The following is a 19,476-nucleotide window of genomic DNA, read 5'->3' as shown; positions in this document are numbered from 1 at the left end:
GCAATATCACTGCCGTTAGCAGGCAGAACGACTTCCCGTGTATGGCAGTTCATCCCTGCACACCCGTTGACATGAACGGGTTACATAGCCCAACTTCATGCGTAACACCGGTACCCGACACCCAGGAGTACCGCGCCACTCGTGTGTTCTCTCCGCCAAGGGATGCCCCCGTGCCCACATCGTCGGGGCGTACGGCCTCCCTCCCGCGAACGGACGGGCGGTTTCCCGTAGATGCATACGCCGAACCCCCCTGGACGTAGGAGTAAGCCCCATGTCGTCAGGAAGACTGTCCCGACGCACGCTGCTGGGTGCCGCGGGCGCCGCTGTGGCCGCGACCGCGCTGCCCGTGACCCCCGCGTTGTCGCCCCTGCCGGCGGAGGCCGCCGCCGCGGACCCCCAGACCAACCTGGAAAAGCTGGTGAACATGCGGTTCGGCATGTTCAACCACTTCAGCCTGGGCACGTTCACCAACGAGGAGTGGGCCGCCCCGAACCAGAACCCCGCTCTGTTCGCCCCGACGGCCGTGGACTGTGCCCAGTGGGCCGCCGCCGCCGCGGCGGCGAAGATGAGCTACGGCATCCTGACGACCAAGCATCATGACGGCTTCGCCCTGTGGCCGAGCGCCTACGGCACCCAGAACGTCGCGAACAGCTCCTACAAGCAGGACGTGGTGAAGGCGTACTGTGACGCCTTCCGGGCGAAGGGGCTGAGGGTGGGGTTCTACTACTCGATCTGGGACCGCACCTTCGGCGTCGAGGCGTGGGAGACCCGGCACAGGGTGTCCGGTCTCGACATCACCGATGCCATCCAGCCCAGCGACATGACCTTCATGCTCGGTCAGATCACCGAGCTGCTCACCAACTACGGCACCATCGACATGTTCGTCACCGACGGTTACGCGTGGCAGATGGGCCAGCAGGCCGTCTCGTACCAGCGGATCCGCGAGCACGTGAAGTCGCTCCAGCCGGACATCGTCATGATCGACCACGGTGGGCTGTCGGTGCCGTTCCTCGGCGACGCGATCTACTTCGAGGAGCCGCTGGGCATCACCGCGCCGGCCGGAAACACCTACGCCGCCACGCAGGGACAGACGATCAGCAACGGGTGGTTCTGGCATCCGTCCACGCCGACCGAGGGCCTGATGAGCAAGGACGCGATCCTGTCGCACCTGGCGGACCTGGAACCGAAGTACACCTCGTTCATCCTCAACTGCCCGCCCAACCGCGACGGCAAGCTGGACACCAACATCGTCAACCGACTTGCCGAAGTCGGGGCGGCATGGAGCCCGAACACCTCCCGCCCGCGACTGCCCGCCCAGATGCCCCGCGCCGAACATCCCGTGACCCCCGTCAGCGCCTACGCCACCGGATTCCGCACCGGCGAGGGACCGCTCAACGCCATCGACGGGCTGAGCGACAGGGGCTACGAGACCTGCTGGTCGACGTGGGGACTGTCCCCGGCCCTGCCTCACTCGATCACGATCGACCTGGGCGGGGTGTGGAGCAACGTCTCCACCCTCGAGTACCTGCCCAAGCAGTGGAACCGCAACAACACCACCGACGGCGACATCACCTCGTACACCATCTCCACCAGCACCGACGGCACGGACTTCACCCAGGTCGCCACCGGCACCTGGGCCGGCGACCGCACCACCAAGGTGGCCGAATGGCCCGCCCGGAACGTGGGCTTCGTACGGATCCAGGCCACCGCGGCCACCGGCGGCTACGCCAACATCGGCGGCGTCAGGATCGGCGGCCGGACGGCCAAGCCGGCCCTGGTGTCGAGAGTCCTGCCGGGCAACGGCACGGTCTACCGCATCGTCAACCGCAAGAGCGGCAAAGTCGCCGACGTGTTCAACTTCGGCGCCGCCAACGGCACCAACATCCAGCAGTGGCCGTGGCTGAACAACACCGCCCAGAAGTGGACCTTCGCCTCCACGGGAGACGGCTACTACGAGATCAAGAACGTGAACAGCGGCAAGCTGATGGAAGTGGCCGGACTCTCACGGGTGGAGGGCGGGAACGTCGCCATCTACGGGGACAACAACGTTCCCCAGCAGCACTGGGCAGTCACGCCGACCGGCGACGGCTACTTCTACCTCACCAACCGGTTCAGCGGACTGTCGCTCAACGTCGACGGGGGCTCGACCGCCGACGGGGCCAACATCAACCAGTCCACGTACAACCGCGCGCCTGAGAAGCAGTGGCAGATCATCGCCGTCTGACGATCCCGACGACGGGCGACGCCTTCGATGGTCCGGATGCTTCGACGACCACTTCGCACCACCGGCGGCGCCCGCACGTCACTTCCGCGTTGCCGTCCCGAAGGGCAGGGCTTCGCCCGAGCGTAGGTGTTCCCTCAGCCACTGCTCGGTGTTGCTCACGTGCAGCAGTGCGGCGGCCTGGCTGAGGGCGGCGTCGCGGGCGGACAGGGCGTTGAAGATCGCCTCGTGCTCGGCGAGGGTGCGGCCCGCGGCCTTGTCGTCGACCAGACCGCGCCAGGTCCGGGCACGCAGGGTGCGGCCGGAGATTCCCTCCAAGAGGGTGAGGAGGGTCTCGTTGCCCGTGGCCGAGACGACGGCGCGGTGGAAGGCGGCGTCGTGGGCGTTGAGCTGTTCCACCTCGTCGCGCGCCTCGCGCATGGCGTCCAAGTGCCGCTTGACTTCGGCCAGTTTGGCCTCGGAGATCCGGGTGGCGGCAAGGGCCGTGGCCATCGGTTCGAGGAGCCGTCGTACCTCCATGAGGTCCTGCAGGGCCACCGTGTCGCCCTGCAGCAGCTCCACCGCGCCGCCGAGACCCTCCAGAAGCAGGCTCGGCTGCAGGCTGGTCACATAGGTGCCGTCGCCCCGCCGGACCTCCAGGACCCGTGCCACGGCCAGTGCCTTGACCGCTTCCCGGGCGAGGTTGCGGGACAGTCCCAGCTGGGCGGCCAGGTCCGGCTCCGGCGGCAGCTTCGACCCCGGCGGCAGCGCACCGGTCCGGATCAGCTCACGGATCTGTTCGATGGCCTTGTCCGTCAGAGACACCGCGCATCCCTCCCCCCACCGTGCCCCGCGAGCACGTCCGACCTGATCAGCCCCTGAGCGCGAAGATCGCCCCAGAGGCTGCCGGGGACGTGCTGACCATGGAGTTCCACGTTTCGTACGACCTGTTCGAGATTTCGCATGCCGAGGGTGACGTTGATGATACTGGGGTGCGTGTACGGGAAGGCGATCGCGGCGGCGGGCAGGGTGGTCCCGTGTGCCGCGCAGACCTCGGCGATGGCCTGGGCGCGGACGACGAGGGCCGACGGGGCGTCCTGGTAGTCGTACTTCATGCCCTCGGTGGGCCGGTCGCGCGAGAGCAGTCCCGAGTTGAACACGCCCACCGCGACCACGCTCTTGCCGAGTTCCCGCGCGGCGGGCAGGACGTCGTCCAGCGCCGACTGGTCGAGGAGGGTGTAGCGCCCGGCGAGCATGACCACGTCGGCGGCGGTTTCGCGGAGGAAGCGGGCGAGCATCGCCGACTGGTTCATGCCGGCGCCGATCGCGCCGATCACGCCCTGGTCGCGTAGTTCGGCGAGGGTGGGCATGGCCTCTTCGGCGGCCTGGCGCCAGTGGTCGTCCGGATCGTGCAGGTAGACGATGTCGAGGCGGTCCAGGCCGGTGCGCTCCAGCGTGTCCTCGATGGAGCGGAGTACGCCGTCCCGGCTGAAGTCCCACTGGCGGCGCAGGTCGTCCCGTACGACGAAGCCCTCGGTGTCGACGCCGCGTGGCTCCTCGTTGGGCACGAGCAGCCTGCCCACCTTGGAGGAGATGACGTACGCGTCAGGCGGTCGGCCTCGCAGTGCGGCGCCCAGGCGGCGTTCGGAGAGGCCGAGGCCGTAGTGAGGGGCGGTGTCGAAGTACCGTATGCCGGCCGCCCAGGCCGCGTCGACGGCGGCTGTCGCGTCGTCGGCCGGGGTGACGCGGTAGAGGTTGCCGATCACGGACGCCCCGAAGCCGAGCTCGGTGAGGGAGACGGACGTGTTCTGGATCTTCCGCTGGTGCAAGTGGTGCTCCTGGGATACGGGGGTGGGGGCGCCGGTCAGCGTCTGACGTGGGCCGTCCCGCCCGCGATGAGCGCCTCGACCTCGGCGAGCGAGGCCATGGAGACGTCTCCGGGCGTGGTCATGGTGAGCGCGCCGTGGGCGGTGCCGTAGGCCAGGGCCTGCTCCAGGCCGGCGTCGCCGAGCAGTCCGTGGATCAGTCCGGCGGCGAATGCGTCGCCGGAGCCGATGCGGTCCAGCACCTGCAGGCCGGTCATCCTGGGGCCGGTGACGAAGCCGGTCTCGGCGGACCAGGCGGCCGAGGACCAGTCGTTGACGCCGGCCGACCGTACGTCGCGCAGGGTCGTTGCCAGTACCTTCGCGTCGGGCAGGAGGGCGGCGACGGAGGCGAGTGCGTCACACACCTCGTCGGCACTGACCCGCACGTCGCCCGGGTACGTCCCGGCCAGGCCGAGGGCGCCCACCACGACGTCGGCGTGCCGGGCGAGCCGCAGGTCGACCTCGCGGGCGGCGTCGGCGCCGCCCCGGCCGGCCCACAGGCTGGGGCGGTAGTTGGGGTCGTAGGAGACGGTGACGCCGTGCCGGCGGGCCGCGGCCATGGCCTCGTCGGCGACGTCCACCGTGGTGTCGGACAGGCCGGCGAAGATGCCGCCGGTGTGGAACCAGCGCACCCCGCCCGAGAACACCGCCTCCCAGTCGACGTCCCCTTTGCGCAGCTGGGAGACGGCGGTGTGGGCGCGGTCGCTGACGCCCAGGGCGCCGCGGATGCCGTAGCCGCGTTCGACGAAGTTGAGGCCGTTGCGGGCGGTCCGGCCGATGCCGTCGTCAGGCACCCAGCGGATCAGCGAGGCGTCGACGCCGCCCTGGAGGATCAGGTCCTCGACGAGCCGGCCCACCGCGTTGTCGGCGAGCGCGGTCACGACGGCGGTGCGCAGGCCGAAGCAGCGGCGCAGTCCGCGGACGACGTTGTACTCGCCGCCGCCCTCCCAGACCTGGAAGGAGCGGGCGGTGCGGATGCGTCCCTCGCCCGGGTCGAAGCGCAGCATCACCTCGCCGAGGGCCACCACGTCGATCACGTCGCACTCCTCTCCACCGCATCTGCGGTCAGCCTGCGGATCTCCGCGTAGTCGCCCCGGTCCAGGTGGTCGGCGGTGGCCATCCAGCTGCCGCCGACGGCGAGGACCGCCGGGTCGGCGAGGTAGGCGGCCAGCTGGTCGGTGCCGATCCCGCCGGTCGGTACGAAGCGCGTCCGGGGGAAGGGAGCCGCGAGCGCCCGCAGCATCCGCACGCCGCCGAGCGGCTCGGCGGGGAAGAGCTTGACGGTGTCGAGGCCTGCCTTCAGGGCGCGCATCAGCTCGGTGGCGGTGGCGATGCCGGGCACCACGGGCACCCCCAGCTCGCGGCACTTGTCGACGACCTCCTCGTCGAAGCCGGGCGAGACCACGAAGCGGGCGCCGGCCACCACGGCCCGCTCCGCCTGCTCGGCCGTGAGGACCGTACCGGCGCCGACAGCCAGGCCACCGTGGGCGGCCATCTCCTTGAGCACCTGCTCGGCGTCCGATGTGCGGAAGGTGACCTCGGCGCACCGAGCACCGCCCGCCGCGAGCGCTTCGGCCAGCAGGCCGGCGGCCGAGACGCGCCGCACCGTAAGTACCGGCAGCACGCGTGCTCCGGCCAGCACGGAGCCCAGGTCGGTTGCGGTCATCGGCCGAGCCATCCGCCGTCGACGGGCAGGACGACACCGTGGACGTAGGCGGCGGCGTCCGAGGCGAGGAACACCGTGGCGCCCGCCAGGTCGTCGGCGTCGCCCCAGCGGCCGGCCGGGATGCGGTCCAGGATCGCCTGGCTGCGCACCGGGTCGTCCCGCAGTGCCTGGGTGTTGTCGGTGGCGATGTAGCCGGGGGCGATGGCGTTGACGTTCACGCCGTGCGGCGCCCACTCGTTGGCCAGCGCCTTCGTGAGTCCGGCGATGCCGTGCTTGGCGGCGGTGTAACCGGGGACGGTGATGCCGCCCTGGAAGCTGAGCAGCGACGCCGTGAAGATGACCTTCCCCTGGCCGCGGGCCACCATCGCCGCGCCCACAGCCCGGCTCAGCGCGAACTGCGCGTTGAGGTTGACCTGGAGCACCAACTCCCAGTCGGCGTCGGTGTGTTCGGCGGCCGGAGTGCGGCGGATCGTACCCGCGTTGTTGACCAGGATGTCCACCGGCCGCTCGCGCCCGGCGAGGTCCGCACCCAGGGTCCGTACGGCCTCCGGATCGGCGAAGTCGGTCCGGATCGCCTCGAAGGTGCGCCCCGCGGCGACGACGTCCTTTTCCACCGCACTGCCGGACTCCTCCAGCGAGGCGCTGACACCGATGACGTCCGCGCCGGCCTCGGCGAGCGCGCGGGCCATGGCCCGTCCGATACCGCGCCGGGCTCCCGTGACGACGGCAAGCTTTCCGGTGAGGTCGAAGGCGGTCATACGGCGGCTCCCTGGGCGTCGTCGGTGCAGTCCACGAGGATCTTCATCACGTCGCCGCCGCCCTCCAGGGCCTCGAAGGCGGCAGGTGCCTGCGTGAGCGGCACGACCTTGCTGATCAGCCGGTCGGCCTGGATCGTGCCGTCGTCGACCAGGGCGACCGCCTTCTCGAAGTCGGAGCGGTCGTACAACCGGGCGCCGACGAGGGTGAGTTCGCGCCAGAAGAAGCGGTGCAGGTTGACCTCGCGGGGGCGCGGGTGGATGGCGACGAGGCAGAGACGGCCGCGCACACCCAGCACGTCGACCGCGGTGTTGACGCCGCCCGCCGCGCCGGACACCTCGAAGGCGACGTCCGCGCCCGCGCCTGCGGTCCACTGCCGCACCAGCTCCGGCACCTCGACGTCGGCCGGGTTCCACGCCGTCAGTCCCAGCTCCTCGGCGAGCAGCCGACGGTGGGCGCTCAGCTCGGCCACCCGGACCTCGGCGCCCGCGGCTCGCGCGACCAGCGCGATGAGGATGCCGACGGGGCCGCCGCCGACAACGACCACCTTCTCGCCCTCGGCGACCTCGGCCCGGCCCACGTCATGCACGGCCACCGCCGTCGGCTCGACGAGCGCGGCCCGGTCCAGAGGAAGGGAATCGGGCAGCCGGATGAGCGTCGAGGCGGGTACGGTCCAGCGCTGCTGCATCGCGCCCGGGGAGTCGATGCCGATGAAGTCCAGGTGCTGGCAGATGTGTTGGTGGCCCGCGCGGCAGGCCGGGCAGGTGTCGTCCCAGCGCAGCGGCATCACGGTGACCGCGTCGCCGGGCTGCCAGCCCTCGACGCCCGGACCGACGCGTACGACGCGGCCGGACATCTCGTGTCCCAGGACGGCGGGCGCGGTGACCCGGGCGTCCATGTCGCCGTGGAAGATGTGCAGGTCGGTGCCGCATATACCGACGTAGGCGGGGGCCAGTTCCACCTCGCCGGGACCGGGCGGCGTAGTAGGTGCGGGAGCCGTGTCCAAGGTGCGGGCGGCTGTGTAGCGGACGGCGAGTGTCATCGTGTCGTCAGGGTCCCTTCAGCGCGGACGCCGATGGTCAGCAGCAGGTTGGCGTAGGTACGGGTGTCGGCGGTGACGATCGCCAGCGCCAGGTCCGGCGAGCGGGCGGCGTCGTAGAACTCGAAGCGGCCGAGCGTGCCGACCGGGACGGGCGCCAGCATCGAGCGGTACTCGGCGATGGCCGGCGGCTCGGGTTCACCCTCGGGCGGAACCATCACATGGGCCGCCTCGACGGGCAGGGCGCGCAGCAGGACGTCGAGGACAGTGGTGACGTCGAGCAGGCCGGGGGCCAGGTTGAGGTGGACGGTTCTGGCGCGCTCGCCGGTGGCGGTGCTCGCCGGGTAGTGACCGTCGGCGAGCAGTACGCGGGCGCCGTGGCCGGCTCCGGCAAGGGCTTCGAGGATGCCGGGATGCAGTAGTTCCGTCAGGAGCACGGGGGTGTCCTCTCCTTCTCGTCGGTCAGCCGGTAGAAGGCAGTCGCCGTACCGGACAGCACCGCCTGCTTTTCGCTCTCGGAACAGTCGTCCAGCAGCTTTTCGACGGTGGCGGCCCAGCGGTTCCAGCCGCCCGCGAGCACGCAGACCGGCCAGTCGGAGCCGAACATCAGGCGGTCGGGCCCGAAGGCGGAGAGCAGGACGTCCCACACGGGGCGGATGTCGTCCACGGTCCACTTCTCGTGGTCGGCCTCTGTGATCAGCCCCGACACCTTGCAGCGAACCTGCTTGTGCCAGGCCAGCCTCCGCAACTGCTGTGCCCAGTCGGTCAGTTCCCGCCGTGCGATGGGGGGCTTGCCCGCATGGTCCAGGACCAGCGGTAGCTCGGGGAGCCGTTCCGCGAGGTCGATCGCCTGCGCGAGCTGGTGGCTGCGGACCAGCACGTCGTATCCGAGCCCGCGCTCCCCGACCGCTGCCAACCCGCGTTCGACGTCGGGCCGTTGGAGCCAGTGCGGGTCCGACTCGCCCTGCACGACGTGCCGTACGGCCCGCAGGTACCGGCCCGCCGAGCCGGTCCGCAGGTCGTCGAGTACGTCACTGATCGCGAGGGACGTCAGGTCCACCCAGCCGACGACGGCACCGATCAGCGGGTCGCTGTCGGCCAGGGCGAGGAGGTCCCGGGTCTCCGGCACGGACGTAATGCACTGGACGACCACCGTGCTGGTCAATCGCCGTCCGGCGATCGGCCGGGTCGCGGCCGAGCGCAGGGCGTGCGAGCTGAAGTTGCGGCGGATCGGCTCGTGGCCCGGTTCGTCCAACCAGGGCTGCGGCCGGACGTCCAGGTCCCACACGTGGTGGTGGGCGTCGACGAGGGCCTGGGCGTCAGACACGAGCGGTCCAGACCGGGCCGTCGGGGTAGGCGTACTCCTTGAGCGACTCGGGGTGCATCTGCGCGCTGAGCCCCGGCAGGGTCGGGGCCAGGTAGTTGCCGTCGGCAATGCGGACCGGGTCGACGAAGTGCTCGTGCAGGTGGTCGACGTACTCGATGACGCGGTCCTCGGTCGTGCCGGAGACGGCGATGTAGTCGAACATCGACAGGTGCTGCACCATCTCGCACAGGCCGACGCCGCCCGCGTGCGGGCAGACCGGCACGCCGAACTTCGCGGCGAGCAGCAGGATCGCAATGTTCTCGTTGACGCCGCCGACCCGCGCGGAGTCGATCTGCACGATGTCCACCGCGCCGGCCTGGAGGAGCTGCTTGAAGACGACCCGGTTGGCGATGTGCTCGCCGGTGGCGACCTTGATGGGGCTGACGGCCTCGCGCACGGCGGCGTGGCCGAGGATGTCGTCCGGGGAGGTCGGCTCCTCGATCCAGTACGGCTGGAAAGGGGCCAGGGCACTCATCCAGTCGATCGCGGGCTGGACGTCCCATCTCTGGTTGGCGTCCACCGCGATGCGGATGCCGTCGCCGACCGTCTCGCGGGCGGTGCGCATGCGCCGTACGTCGTCCTCCAGGTCCGCGCCGACCTTCAGCTTGATCTGGGTGAAGCCGTCGGCGACGGCCTCGCGGGCGAGGCGGGCCAGCTTCTCGTCGGAGTAGCCGAGCCAGCCGGGGGTGGTGGTGTAGGCGGGGTAGCCCCGGTCGAGCAGGTGGCCGATGCGCTGTTCGCGGCCGGGTTCGGCGCGGCGCAGGATCTCCAGGGCCTCCTCCGGGGTGAGGGCGTCGCTCAGCCAGCGGAAGTCGACCTGGGCGACCAGGTCCTCCGGCGACATCTCGCCGAGGAACCGCCACACGGGCTTGCCGGCGCGCTTGGCGGCCAGGTCCCAGGCGGCGTTGACGACGGCTCCGGTGGCCATGTGGATGGCGCCCTTCTCCGGTCCCAGCCAGCGCAGTTGGGGGTCGTGGACGAGGGAGCGGGAGAACGCGCCGAGGTCGGCGCAGACCTCCTCGACCGAGAGTCCCACCACGTGCGGGGCGAGGGCCGCGATGGCGGCGGCCTGCACGTCGTTGCCGCGGCCGGTGGTGAAGGCCAGGGCGTGGCCCTCGAGTCCGTCGCCGGCGTCGGTGCGCAGGACGACGTAGGCGGCGGAGTAGTCGGGTTCGGGGTTCATGGCGTCCGAGCCGTCGAGGTGTTCGGAGGTAGGGAACCGCACGTCCAGGACGTCCAGGGCGGTGATGCGGGCGGATGAGGGCACGGTGGAGGACATGGCGGCAACTCCTGTGAGAGCAGGGGCGGTCCGGCCCCTGGCAACGAGACGTGAACGCGGCGGAGGTCGGGCGGCCGGTGGGGCCGCCCGGGTCACTCCTGGACCTTGCCGCCCGTGATGCGGGAGATGGCGAGGGCGACCAGGATGATCAGGCCGTTGAGAGCGCCGATCCACTGAGCGGGGACGCCCGCCAGCGTGAGGACGTTCTGGATCATGAAGAGCAGCAGGATGCCGCAGAACGCGCCGAACATGGTGCCCTTGCCGCCGTTCAGGCTGATCCCGCCGATGACGGCGGCGGCGAAGACGGTGAAGATGTAGCCGTTGCCCTGCGCCGAGGCGACGGAGGCCAGGCGTCCGGAGAGCATCAGTCCGGCGAGGGCGGCGAGCAGGCTGCCGGTGACGATGACGATCCACAGCACCCGGTCGGTGCGGATGCCGGCCGCCTTCGCGGCGTCGACGTTGCCGCCGATGGCGTACAGCGAGCGGCCGAAGCTGGTCCAGCCGAGGACGACGATCGCAACGGCGAACAGCACCAGGCAGATCCAGATGGACGCGGGCATCCCGAACCATTGCTCGGTGCCGAGGTAGAGCATCGACGGCGGCAGCTGGAAGAAGGTCTGGCCGCCGGAGATGCCGGTGAGGACACCGCGCAGCACGATCAGCATGCCGAGGGTGACGATGAAGCCGTTGAGGCCGAAGCGGATGATCAGCAGGGCGTTGATCACGCCGACGAGCGCGCCCACGGCGAGGGTGACGGGGATGGCCCAGGCGCCGGGGAGCAGTCCGAGTCCATGGCCCGCGCCGGCCGGGACCACCAGCCAGGCGGCGACGCCGGGGGCGAGGCCCATGGTGGACTCGAGTGACAGGTCCATCTTCTTGACGATCAGGATCATCGTCTGGGCGAGGACCAGAAGGGCTATTTCGGACATCGTCTGCAGGACGTTGATGAGGTTGTCCGTCTGCAGAAAGACCGGGTTGACGATCTGGCCGACGATCGCGATGGCGACGATCGCGGGGACGAGGGCGAGGTCGCGCAGCCGGGCCAGGGGGATGCGGCCGCCGAGCAGCGCGGTCCGCTTGGGCGCCGGCTCCGTGCCCTTGGCCGCGGCGGTGTCCGCGAGGACGGTTTCAGGCATCACTTCAGGCATGCAGGTCCACTCCTTCCATCGCGGCCACGAGGTCGTGGTCGTGCCAGCCGCGGGCGATCTCCGAGGTCACACGGCCCTGGAACATCACCAGGACCCGGTCGCACATGCGCAGGTCGTCGAGTTCGTCGGAGGCGATGAGCACTCCGGTGCCGGTGGCCGCGGTCTCCTCGACCTTGCCGAGGAGGAACTCCTTGGAGCGCACGTCCACGCCCGCGGTCGGGTTGATCAGGACCAGCAGCTTCGGGTCGTCGGCCAGGGCGCGGGCCATGACGACCTTCTGCTGGTTGCCGCCGGAGAGGGTGGAGACGGGCAGGTCCGGACCGGGGGTCTTGATCGCGAGGTTCTCGATCAGGCCCTCGGCGATCCTGTCCCGACGGCCGCGGTTGAGGAAGCCGCCCTGGCCGAGCCGCTTCGGCACGGACAGCGTGGCGTTGTCCGCGATCGACATGTCCGGAACGAAGCCCTGGTGGTGCCGGTCCTGGGGGACGAAACCGGCGCCGGCGGCGAGCGCGGCGGGCACGCTGCCCGGCCGGGGCCGCCGCCCCGCGATCTCCACCTCGCCCGCCGCTGCCGTCCTCAGCCCTACGACGGTCTCGGCGACCTCGGTGCGCCCGCTGCCGGCGGCGCCCGCGAGGCCGACGATCTCGCCGGCTCCGACCTGGAAGCTGACGTCGTCGTACGCGTCGCCCCGCAGCGCGCGGACGCTCAGCGCGGCCGTGGCACCGGGGTCGACGGTGCTCGCCCGGTCCTCGCGCCGGTCGGCCGCCGCCTCGCCGGTCATGGCGGCGACCAGATCGGCGCGGCCCAGTTCCGCGACCGGCGCGGTCACGATGTGCCGGGCGTCGCGGAACACCGTCACCATGTCGCAGATCTCGTAGATCTCCTGGAGATGGTGGCTGATGAACAGGAAGGTCACGCCCTGGCGTTGCAGGTCGCGGATGCGGTCGAAGAGGCGGTTGATGGCGGCTCCGTCGAGCTGGGCGGTCGGCTCGTCGAGGATGATGAACCGCGCCCCGAAGGACAGTGCCCGGGCGATCTCGACGAACTGCCGCTGCTCGACGCTCAGATCACCGGCCGGGGTCTGTGGGTCGACGTCCACCGACCAGGTCGACAGCAGCTCCTGTGCGCGGCGGCGGGTGGCCTGCCAGCTGATGAGCCGGCCTCGCCCGTGGTCGTGCCGGTTCAGGAAGAGGTTCTCGGCGACGGTCAGCGTGGGGATGATCGTCGACTTCTGATAGACGCAGGCCACGCGCCGGCGCCAGGCGTCGCGGTCGCTGAGCCGGGGGGCCGGCTCGCCGTCGAAGGTCACCGTTCCCTCGTCGGGGGCCTGCAGGCCGGTGAGGACCGAAACCAGGGTCGACTTGCCGGCTCCGTTGCGGCCGACGAGCGCGTGGGTCTCGCCGGGTCTGATGGTGATCCGGGCGCCGTTCAGGGCCACCGTCGGACCGAATCGTTTGACTATGCCCGTCGCCTCGACGACGGGCGGGTCCGAGGGGGCCCGTCCGTCGTCCGCCGGGGCGGGTGCGGGGGTGACTGCTCGCTCCCCGTCGCTCATCTCAACCGCCTTGTTCTCGTGAGCCGTTGTGTTCCTGATGAGGAATCAGAGGGATCGGAGGAATCAGAGAGATCAGCCGAGGTTGTTGCCCCACAGCGACTTGTCGTCGCTCTTGACGCTGGGCACACCGCCGTAGGTGCCGCCGTCGGCCGTGACGAGCGGGGCGGAGAGCTGGTCCTCGAGCACGCCGTCGCGGACCTGGATGATCGTGCTGTCGTGGTCGGTCTTGCCGGGGTTGAACGTCTTTCCGTCGATCGCGGCCTTGAGGTAGTACAGGGCGTACTTGGCGTAGAGGTCGGCCGGCTGGGAGACGGTGGCGTCGATCTTCCCGGCGGCGATGGACTTGAGCTCCTCCGGGATACCGTCGTTGGAGACGACGAACACATGCTTCTTGTCCTCCGGTCCCGTCAACAGGTCCTTCTGCTTGAGGACTTGGAGCGTGCCGGACAGGGCGAAGCTGGACTGCATGTAGACGCCCTTGATGTCCGGGTGCTGGGTCAGCCGCGTCTGGAGCTTCTGTGCGGCGACGGCGCCGTCCCAGTTGGTGGCCTCGCCGAACACCTTGATGTCCGGGTAGTTCTTCTTCATGCAGTCGTTGAACGCCTCGGTGCGGTCACGGCCGTTGATGGAGGACAGGTCGCCCTGGAGCATCACGACCTTGCCCTTGCCGCCGAGCTTGGTGCCGAGGTACTGGCAGGCCTTCTCGCCGTAGGCGCGGTTGTCGGCGCGCACGACCATGAACACATTGCCGGTGTCGGGGCGGGTGTCGACGGTGACGACCGGGATCTTCTTCGCCTCCATCTGCGCGAGCGTCGGGGCGATGGCGGCGGTGTCCTGCGGGGCCATCGCGAGGCCCTTGACGCCCTGGCTGATGAACGTCTGTGCGTTGGCGGTGAGTTTGGCGACGTCGTTCTGGGAATTGGTGGTCTTCAGGTCCAGTCCCAGCTCCTTGGCGTACTGGGGTGTGTACTTGATGTACGAGTTCCAGAAGTCGGTGTCGGAGCGCGGGTAGTCGACACCGACCAGCGGCGTGCCACTCGACGACGCCGCGGTGGTGGAGCCGCTGCACGCGCTGAGCAGCGCCACTGCGGAGAGGGTGGAGACGGCGGAACAGAGGGCGGTTCTGAGTCTCATCGGTGCTTCCTCGCGCCGGTCCCGTAGCGGGAGATGTTTCGCCTCGGCGACATCTGCGTATCGTCGCGGCCGTAGAGATGGGATGTTTATAGGCGCGTTACTGGCACGCTGTCTAGCCTCCTGCATCAGTTCGTACTGAAAAGCCAGCTCACAGTCGCTCCGAGACGGGGGCGCGACAGCGGGAAGGCGCGAGATCCATCCCATCAATCTTCGCCGATGGATGGCCTCAGTCGGCCACGAGACTCCGACAGACATGCCATGTTTCGATGGTCGGAAACCGCACTAAACCTGCCCCAAATGGGGCTGATTGCCGAACCGCATGACGCTTTTCATCCCTGCACGGCGGTTGACATCCCAGGGAGACATGGCGGACCTTCATGCGTAACAAGCGGCGCCCTGCACTCCCCTGTCCCCTCTGCACCAGGGATGTCTCCATGTCGAGTTCGATCAACAGACGCCACTTCCTGGCGGGCGCAACCTGCGTGGCCGCGGCCGCCGTTGCCGGAGGTTTGTTCGGCGCGAACGTCGCCCAGGCGGCACCCAGCACCTACACACCGGACTGGAACTCGGTCGACCAGCACCCGCCGGCCCCGGAGTGGTTCCAGGACGCGAAGTTCGGGATCTACTTCCACTGGGGCGTCTTCAGCGTCCCGGCCTTCGGCAACGAGTGGTATCCCCGCAACATGTACCGGGCCGACGACAGCGCCCACCAGCACCACATCGCGACCTACGGCCAGCCATCGGCGTGGCCGTACCACAACTTCATCAACGGGGCTCAGGACCTGGCGGGCAACTTCGTGAAGTTCGCGCCGAAGCTGAAGTCGGCCGGCGGGAAGTTCGACCCCGAAGAATGGGTGCAGCTGTTCGTCGACGCCGGCGCCAGGTTCGCCGGCCCGGTCGCCGAGCACCATGACGGCTTCTCCATGTGGGACAGCCAGGTCAACGAGTGGAACTCGGTCAAGAAGGGCCCGGGCCTCGACCTGCTGAAGCTCTTCTCCACGGCCATCCGCGCCAAGGGCCTCAAGCTGCTGGTGGCCATGCACCACGCGTACAACTTCACCGGTTTCTACGAATCCGCCCCCGCCCAGACGGACCCGAGCCTCAAGAAGCTCTACGGGCAGCTGGGGTCGGCCGCGGAGAACCAGCTCTGGTTCGACAAGCTCAAGGAGGTCATCGACCGCGCCCAGCCCGACATCCTGTGGCAGGACTTCAACCTGGACGACGTCGACGAACAACAGCGCCTCAACTTCCTGGCGTACTACTACAACCAGGCCAACAGCTGGGGTCGTGAGGTCGTCACCACGTACAAGGACGGCATGCACGGCAAGGGCGAGGTCTTCGACTACGAGCGCGGCGGCCCTGCCGACCTCACCACCCCGTACTGGCTGACCGACGACAGCATCTCCAGCAGCAGCTGGTGCTACACCCAGGGCATCGGCTACTACACCATCCAGCAGATGCTGCACTCGTTCATCGACCGGGTCAGCAAGAACGGCAACATGCTGCTGAACATCGCGCCGATGGCCGACGGCACCATCCCGCAGGCGCAGAAGGACATCCTGCTGGGCATCGGAGACCATCTGAAGCGCTTCGGCGAGTCGTTGTACGCGACCCGCGCCTGGTCGGCGTACGGCGAGGGCCCGACGAAGATGGGCGGCGGCTCGTTCACCACCCCGCACGCCGGTACGCCGCAGGACATCCGCTTCACCCGCAACAAGGCGGGCAACGTCCTGTACGCCACCGTCCTGGGCTGGCCCGGCAGCTCGCTGACGATCAAGACCCTGAGCTCGGACCGGATCAACCTCTCCTCGCTGACCTCGGTCAAGCTCCTCGGCTCCACCGCCGGCACCTACATCGACCTGCCCACGCCGACGCAGAGCTCCTCCGGCCTCACGGTCACCCTGCCGTCCTCCGCGCCGTACAGTGCGAACGCCTACGTCCTGAAGCTCTCGTTCTCCGGCCCGATCCCGGGCCTGCGGCCGCTCGCCGGCGCCATCGGCTTCAAGGACGTCAACTACACCGGCGACTACGCGGTGCTCCCCGTCGGCGAACACACCGCGGCCGACCTGACCGCGGCCGGGCTGGGCGCGCGCACCCTCTCCTCCCTCCGGCCGGCCCCCGGCTACCAGGTGATCGGCTACGCCGGCGACAACTTCACCGGCACCTCCTGGACCTTCACCACCGACAACGCCGACCTCAGGGTCACCGGCAACAACGACCAGATCACCTCGCTGAGGGTTCAGTTCAACCCGGCGACGTACTTCCGGATCAGCAACGTCACCAGCGGCCTCGCCCTGGACAGCGGCGGCAACGTCGCCTCCGGGTCCAACCTCAAGCAGTGGACCTGGGACGGCAGCCCCAACCTGCAGTGGCACGCGGAGCCCGTCGGAGGCGGCTACTACCGGCTGGTCAACCGCACGAACGGCATGGTCGCCGACGGCTGGGGCTTCACCGCCGACGGCTCCGCGGCCCGACAGGCCCCGTGGAACGGTGGCACCAACCAGCAGTGGACGATCACCCACCGGGGCGGCGACAGCTACTCGATCGCCAACCGCACCACCGGTCTGGTCCTCGACGGCGGCGGCAAGGTCGACTCGGGCTCCGTCACCAAGCAGTGGACGTACGGCAGCAGCGCCAACCTGCTGTGGACGTTCACGGCCGTCTGATCCTCGGGACGCGCGAGCGGCTGTGGCGGCGTACTCCTCGTACGCTGCCGCAGCCGCCGCCACGGTGCCGCCCGGTTCGGTCACCGAGCCAGAGGCATTCACTCCGCCGGCCAGCGGGACCACCCCCGCCGACAGGCCGGACTCCGGTCATGCGGAAGTCGGGCCTGTGCACAGGAGCGGGTTCATCGACTCGCAGGACAGCATCGCTTTCATCGGTCGGCGCACACGGTGGCGAGGAGCGAGGCGAGCAGGAACTTGGGCAGCGCGGCGAGGACGGCGACCCCGACGGCCCCTCTCCCCCGGTGCAGCCGGCGCCGGGAGCCGAGGTACAGGGTGCGGGCGCTGACCAGTGCGGCGACCGCGACGGTGACGACGAGCGCCCCGAGCATCAGGGTGACGGAGACCGCGAAGGCGTTCGTCACCTGGGGCAGCACCGCCTCGCCCGACACCCAGGAAGTGCCCGCGTCGCCTCGCGGCAGCCCGCCCAGCCAGTGCACAAGATGCGTGAAGGGCCCCTCGCCCAGACCCGGTTGCTCCCGAACGGAGGCCAGCTGGGCGGGCGTGGGGTCCTGGTCGGCGGAGCGGGCCCGCAGGACGGTCAGCGCGGGGTCGTTCCCGGACAGCCAGGGCAGCAGGGCCACCGCCGTCAGCAGCGCGGTCCCGGCGGCGAGGCGGCCGAGGCCCGCGCGCGCCACCGGGACGGGCGGGCCTCGGTACCGGCCGACATGACGCTCACCGGCAGCTACTTCAGGTGGGTGTCGACGTCGATCAGGGAGCGCTCGCGAGGGTCGAGGAGCACGCCCTCGACATCGGTGGCGATGCCCTGGACGACCTTCTCGTGGACGAGCGGGACGACGGCGTCGGTGCGCAGGATCTGCGCCTCGGCGGCCATGGTCTTCTGCTGCCGCCTCGTCACGTCGCCTTCCACGGCGGCGGACTTGACCGCCTGGTCCACCTTGGGGTCCTTCAGGCGGGCGATGTTGTACACGCCGTTGCTCGTGTAGTCGCTCGCCAGGTAGGCGACCGCGTCGCCGGTGTCGAGGAGCACCACCCGGGACATGACGAGGGCGTCGTACTTGCCGGCGAGGAGGTCGGCCTCCATCTGTGTGTACTCGCGGACGTCCTGCTTCACGGTGAACCCGGCCTGCTCCAGTTGCTGCTGCAGCACGGTGGCGGCCTCGGGCAGCTCCGCGCGGTTGGTGTAGGCGGCCAGCCGCACGACCTTGCCCTTCGTCCTGGACCTGACCTGTGCGGGTGTCGCGGCCTTGGCCCGGCCGGTGACGTCGACGCGCTTGCCGACCGCCCAGGGGACGGCGGGTCCGAACAGGCCCTGCGCGGGGTCGGCGTAGCCGCCGAAGACCGAGTCGACGAGCGCGGAGGCGTCCACGGCCTCGCGGGCCGCCGCACGCAGCGCGGGGTCGGTGAACATGCCGTCGCCGGTGTTGAGGATGAGGCTGTCGGTCCGTACGGACGGCACTTCGTGACGGGTTTTCACGTCCAGCAGCTTGGCCTGGGAGGTGGGGATCCACTCGGCGATGTCGACGTCGCCGGAGCGCAGGGCGCCCGCGCGGGCCGTGCCGTCGGCTATCCAGGTCACGTCGATGCCGGGCGCCTTGGCCTTGCCGCCCCAGTAGCCGTCGTAACGGTCGAGCGTGGCCTTGGACTTGCCGATGAGCTTCGTGACCTTGAAGGGGCCGGTGCCGGTGCCGATCGGGCTGACGGTGCCGTCCTCGTGGTACGCCTTGGCGGAGAGGATGGCCAGCACCGGGCTGGCCAGCCGCAGCGGGAGCACCGGGTCGGCGGCCTTGGTGCTGATCGTGACGGTGTCGGCGTCGTCGGCCTTCGCGGTGAGGGTCACGTCGCTGAGGACGCGGGGCTTGGGCTTGGCGGCGTCCGCGTGGTCGAGGGCGCCCACGACCGCGTCGGCGGTGACCGGCGTGCCGTCCTGGAAGGTGGCCTTGCGCAGCTCGAAGATCCAGGTGGTGGGGTTGACCTGCTTCCAGGACGTGGCCAGCGCGGGGGCTGCGGCGCCGTCCTTGTCCAGGGCGGTGAGTCCTTCGACCACGGAGAGCTTGCCCAGCAAGGTGGCGTCGTCGCTGTACGGGGACAGCGCCTGCACCGGCGGGCGGGCGAGCGCGACCCTGAGCCGCCCTCCTGACCCGCCTTCAGTGCCCGTGCCTCCCTCGCTGGACACGAAACAACCGGCCAGCAGTGGGGTGAGAGCAAGTGCCGCGGTGAGGCGGCGGTAGGTCGTACGCATGGAGGGTCCTGTCACGCGGAAGGAGAGGGTGTGGCCCCTTGCTCGCACATGAATCGAAGGGGCCGCTTCAGCTTATAAGGCACCGTCAGGCCAGCACCTGGCCGCTGCCCGCCACAGCCTCGGGTCGGAGCAGGTCGGCGAGGGTCTCGGCGGGCAACAGGCCCTTTTCCAGGACGAGTTCGGCCACGCCCCGGCCGGTGACGAGGGCCTCCTTGGCGATGTCGGTGGCCGCCGTGTACCCGATGTGCGGGTTGAGGGCGGTGACCAGCCCGATGGAGTTCTCCACGCTCCGGCGCAGCGCCTCGGTGTTGGCGGTGATGCCGGACACGCAGCGCTCGGCGAGGGTGACGCACGCGTTGCGCAGGTGGGTGATGGACTCCGACAGGGAGTGCAGGATGACCGGCTCGAAGGCGTTGAGCTGGAGCTGTCCGGCCTCGGCGGCCATCGTGATGGTGACGTCGTTGCCGATCACCTCGAAGGCGACCTGGTTGACGACCTCGGGGATCACCGGGTTCACCTTGCCCGGCATGATCGACGAACCG

Annotated in this window: 17 protein-coding genes; 2 read left to right on the top strand and 15 right to left on the bottom strand. The window is 69.9% G+C overall.

From position 1 onward, the window contains the following. Window positions 1-271 precede the first annotated feature (271 nt). Entirely contained in the window at window positions 272-2,224 is a 1,953-nt protein-coding gene (locus tag ALMP_RS40500) for an RICIN domain-containing protein (RefSeq protein WP_264937003.1), read from the top strand. A gap of 78 nt (window positions 2,225-2,302) precedes the next feature. On the opposite strand, the gene ALMP_RS40495 is transcribed toward ALMP_RS40500, so the two are convergent. The 12 genes from ALMP_RS40495 to ALMP_RS40440 all read right to left on the bottom strand — a co-directional run bounded on the left by ALMP_RS40495 (window position 2,303) and on the right by ALMP_RS40440 (window position 14,008). Next, window positions 2,303-3,025 carry a FadR/GntR family transcriptional regulator gene (locus ALMP_RS40495; RefSeq protein WP_264937002.1) on the bottom strand — a complete coding sequence of 241 codons (723 nt, stop codon included), beginning with the start codon at window positions 3,023-3,025 and terminating at the stop codon, window positions 2,303-2,305. Further along, window positions 3,016-4,029, bottom strand: coding sequence for an aldo/keto reductase (locus ALMP_RS40490; RefSeq protein ID WP_264937001.1), 1,014 nt, complete (start codon window positions 4,027-4,029; stop codon window positions 3,016-3,018). The genes ALMP_RS40495 and ALMP_RS40490 overlap by 10 nt, the downstream gene beginning before the upstream one ends. 35 nt (window positions 4,030-4,064) lie before the next feature. Next, window positions 4,065-5,102 carry a sugar kinase gene (locus ALMP_RS40485; protein WP_264937000.1) on the bottom strand — a complete coding sequence of 346 codons (1,038 nt, stop codon included), beginning with the start codon at window positions 5,100-5,102 and terminating at the stop codon, window positions 4,065-4,067. Continuing rightward, complete coding sequence (locus tag ALMP_RS40480) at window positions 5,099-5,731, bottom strand: bifunctional 4-hydroxy-2-oxoglutarate aldolase/2-dehydro-3-deoxy-phosphogluconate aldolase (RefSeq protein WP_264936998.1); 633 nt, start codon at window positions 5,729-5,731, stop codon at window positions 5,099-5,101. The genes ALMP_RS40485 and ALMP_RS40480 overlap by 4 nt, the downstream gene beginning before the upstream one ends. Beyond that, a complete protein-coding gene (locus tag ALMP_RS40475; RefSeq protein ID WP_264936997.1) occupies window positions 5,728-6,489 on the bottom strand; it encodes an SDR family oxidoreductase in 762 nt (253 codons plus the stop codon). Before ALMP_RS40475 ends, ALMP_RS40480 begins: the two co-directional genes overlap by 4 nt. Next, on the bottom strand, window positions 6,486-7,529 hold the full coding sequence (locus tag ALMP_RS40470) for a zinc-binding dehydrogenase (protein WP_264936996.1): 1,044 nt from the start codon (window positions 7,527-7,529) through the stop codon (window positions 6,486-6,488). Before ALMP_RS40470 ends, ALMP_RS40475 begins: the two co-directional genes overlap by 4 nt. Beyond that, complete coding sequence (locus tag ALMP_RS40465) at window positions 7,526-7,963, bottom strand: RbsD/FucU family protein (RefSeq protein ID WP_264936995.1); 438 nt, start codon at window positions 7,961-7,963, stop codon at window positions 7,526-7,528. The genes ALMP_RS40470 and ALMP_RS40465 overlap by 4 nt, the downstream gene beginning before the upstream one ends. Further along, window positions 7,954-8,853: an amidohydrolase gene (locus tag ALMP_RS40460; protein WP_264936994.1), complete on the bottom strand. Its 900-nt coding sequence runs from the start codon at window positions 8,851-8,853 to the stop codon at window positions 7,954-7,956. Before ALMP_RS40460 ends, ALMP_RS40465 begins: the two co-directional genes overlap by 10 nt. Further along, window positions 8,846-10,171, bottom strand: a complete 1,326-nt coding sequence (locus ALMP_RS40455; RefSeq protein ID WP_264936993.1) for an L-fuconate dehydratase — start codon at window positions 10,169-10,171, stop codon at window positions 8,846-8,848. The genes ALMP_RS40460 and ALMP_RS40455 overlap by 8 nt, the downstream gene beginning before the upstream one ends. Window positions 10,172-10,263: 92 nt before the next feature. Further along, window positions 10,264-11,307, bottom strand: a complete 1,044-nt coding sequence (locus tag ALMP_RS40450; protein WP_264937173.1) for an ABC transporter permease — start codon at window positions 11,305-11,307, stop codon at window positions 10,264-10,266. A 4-nt stretch (window positions 11,308-11,311) separates the two neighbouring features. Next, window positions 11,312-12,874, bottom strand: coding sequence for a sugar ABC transporter ATP-binding protein (locus ALMP_RS40445; RefSeq protein ID WP_264936992.1), 1,563 nt, complete (start codon window positions 12,872-12,874; stop codon window positions 11,312-11,314). Between the two features lie 72 nt (window positions 12,875-12,946). Continuing rightward, window positions 12,947-14,008 (bottom strand): sugar ABC transporter substrate-binding protein, encoded by a 1,062-nt coding sequence (locus tag ALMP_RS40440; RefSeq protein WP_264936991.1) that lies wholly within the window; start codon window positions 14,006-14,008, stop codon window positions 12,947-12,949. Between the two features lie 434 nt (window positions 14,009-14,442). Here ALMP_RS40440 and ALMP_RS40435 point away from each other — a divergent pair, with 434 nt between their 5' ends. Continuing rightward, window positions 14,443-16,674 (top strand): alpha-L-fucosidase, encoded by a 2,232-nt coding sequence (locus tag ALMP_RS40435; RefSeq protein ID WP_264936990.1) that lies wholly within the window; start codon window positions 14,443-14,445, stop codon window positions 16,672-16,674. Window positions 16,675-16,883: 209 nt separating this feature from the next. Here ALMP_RS40435 and ALMP_RS40430 read toward each other — a convergent pair whose 3' ends face one another. From ALMP_RS40430 to ALMP_RS40420, 3 genes are all read right to left on the bottom strand, one after another. Continuing rightward, window positions 16,884-17,369, bottom strand: coding sequence for a hypothetical protein (locus tag ALMP_RS40430; RefSeq protein WP_309299611.1), 486 nt, complete (start codon window positions 17,367-17,369; stop codon window positions 16,884-16,886). Window positions 17,370-17,416: 47 nt separating this feature from the next. After that, window positions 17,417-18,934 (bottom strand): ABC transporter substrate-binding protein, encoded by a 1,518-nt coding sequence (locus tag ALMP_RS40425; protein WP_264936989.1) that lies wholly within the window; start codon window positions 18,932-18,934, stop codon window positions 17,417-17,419. 85 nt (window positions 18,935-19,019) lie between these two features. Then, a partial coding sequence (locus ALMP_RS40420; protein WP_264936988.1) for a lyase family protein occupies window positions 19,020-19,476 on the bottom strand: 457 nt, incomplete at its 5' end.

This window comes from Streptomyces sp. A012304, assembly GCF_026008495.1.
Classification (GTDB): Bacteria; Actinomycetota; Actinomycetes; order Streptomycetales; family Streptomycetaceae; genus Streptomyces.
This window is presented reverse-complemented; position numbering and strand designations above follow the sequence as displayed.